Source organism: Paenibacillus zeirhizosphaerae (assembly GCF_030705605.1).
Classification (GTDB): Bacteria; Bacillota; Bacilli; order Paenibacillales; family Paenibacillaceae; genus Paenibacillus; species Paenibacillus zeirhizosphaerae.
In genome coordinates this window covers 1-1,933 of sequence record NZ_JAPCKK010000013.1, presented here as the reverse complement: position 1 = coordinate 1,933, position 1,933 = coordinate 1, and the positions used below count along the sequence as shown (strand labels likewise).

Here is a 1,933-nt window from a genome sequence, read left to right as displayed (position 1 = left end):
CGGCTAGAGTAAAGGGCAGGGATTCCTGCCCCTCCTCATCAAACCGTACGTGAGGTTTTCCCTCATACGGCTTTCCGATGCTCGTCATTCATGGGCATGCAGATTACAAAAGCGTTCTAAGTCCATGTTGTTTGGCCATGCGCGTGACCTCCCGTATGGAGGTTATCCATCGCGTGCGTTGCCGTTTCTTCGCATACCATCTCGCAAGTCGCTGCTCAATATATCGATCTAACTTTGCCATCTTCCGACGGCTGTGGACTGTATAGTAGTAATTCCTCCACCCCTGAATTTTGGGATTCAGCCATTCCACGTGTTCTTGTAATGGCTTGTGCCTCATATTCGGCGGGGCCAGGCGTTCCTTTACGACTCCCCGGATTCGTTCTTCTGCTTTCTTGCTAAGCCATTGTTGGGTCGTGTAGTACACCTGTCTTTTCGAGTTTTCAGCTTTCGTCTTGCGATGATGCATGCCGAGAAAGTCGAATCCTTCTTCTCCTGTCCATAGTCCGACGATGCGCGTTTTCGTTGGGTGTAGGGTAAGCTCGAGACGCTCCATGATCGTACGAATGAGTCTATACGCCCGGTCTGCGTCTTTCTTCGTCCTGCACACGACCACGAAGTCATCCGCGTATCGCGTCAGTTCCCCGAGCCCACTGCCGTGTCTTTCCCATAGGATGTCAAAGTAATTGAGGTAGATGTTCGCTAAGAGCGGTGAAATTACCCCACCCTGAGGTGTTCCCAGGTCTGACCGCCTTACCTTTCCTTCCTCCATGACCCCCGCTTTTAACCACTTCCGTACCAGTTTCAGGATGCGTCTGTCACTAATTCGCATCTCCACCAGTTTCATGAGCTTCTCTTGATTGATGTTATCGAAGTAGCCTTGGATGTCTACGTCGACTACCCAATTGCCTTTTCGATTGCATGCATCCCGGATTCGGGTCAGTGCTTGTTTCGCGCTTCGCTTCGGTCGGAATCCGAACGAGGATTCTTGAAAATCCGCTTCAAAAATCGGCTCTATGACCAGTTTTGTCGCCATCTGTATAACGCGGTCTCGAACGGTGGGAATCCCAAGTGGCCTTGGTTTCCCATCTTTCTTCGGGATGTAATGCCGCCGAACCGGCTGCGGATGGTAGTTGCCTTCCTGAAGCATTCGGTGGCATTCGTACAGGAAGTGATCTTCCCCTTGTTCTTCGATGTCCGACCATGTTTCGCCATCGATCCCCGCCGAACCCTTGTTGGCTCTAACCCTCCGCCATGCTTCCCGCAAGATGTCCATTCGATATACCTTGTCATACAGTGCATGGAATCTACGCTTTTTGTTTTCCTTGGCCGCATGACCTAGTTTCTCTTGGAGTTGTTGAACGTTTTCCTTTGGTGTTGTTAGCCGATTGGCATTCACTGACTCGTACCTCCTTAAGAAACATGAACAAAGCAGGGCTCCTTCCCTCCCGCAGGTTGTGTTGTCCTGCGTTCCTCGGTAGTATGAGCCCCTCGGACTCCCTTCCTGCAGACGTCTCACTTCACCTTTTGGGCTTATAGAGCGTCTCTTTACGAGCTCATTTTTTTTTTCTCGTGCAGGGGAGGGTCTCCCCAGTTCACTGCATTCTCTTTCATACCATACCGCTCCCTCTACGCCGTAGGATTCTTCGCTGCCGCTCCAAGCTCTAAGCAGCTTCCATGGCCTTCGTCCATTTGGCCGGGACTCGGCTTCCTCTGTTCCCTCTTGCGAGGCGTTCGTGACGACGCGGCAGGATTCACTTGATGTTACGGTCTGGTATGTTGCTCGCCCTGTCCCCGACAGGTACTTTCGTCGATGCGCTTCTGCGTGCAGATTTCTCCGAGCGCAGGCATCCTAGCTACACGGGGGCTTGGCCCCTCCCGTGACCGGACTCTCACCGGTTAGAAAATGCGTGCTTAGCTGGGCACGCGCCAAAGG

General features: G+C 52.5%; 1 protein-coding gene. It reads right to left on the bottom strand.

All coding sequences use genetic code 11. The features are described 5' to 3' along the window. Nucleotides 1-103 precede the first annotated feature (103 nt). The gene (gene ltrA, locus OIN60_RS07050) at nucleotides 104-1,396 is read right to left on the bottom strand and encodes a group II intron reverse transcriptase/maturase (protein ID WP_305754156.1); all 1,293 of its coding nucleotides are present in this window, start codon (nucleotides 1,394-1,396) and stop codon (nucleotides 104-106) included. Between the last annotated feature and the right edge of the window lie 537 nt (nucleotides 1,397-1,933).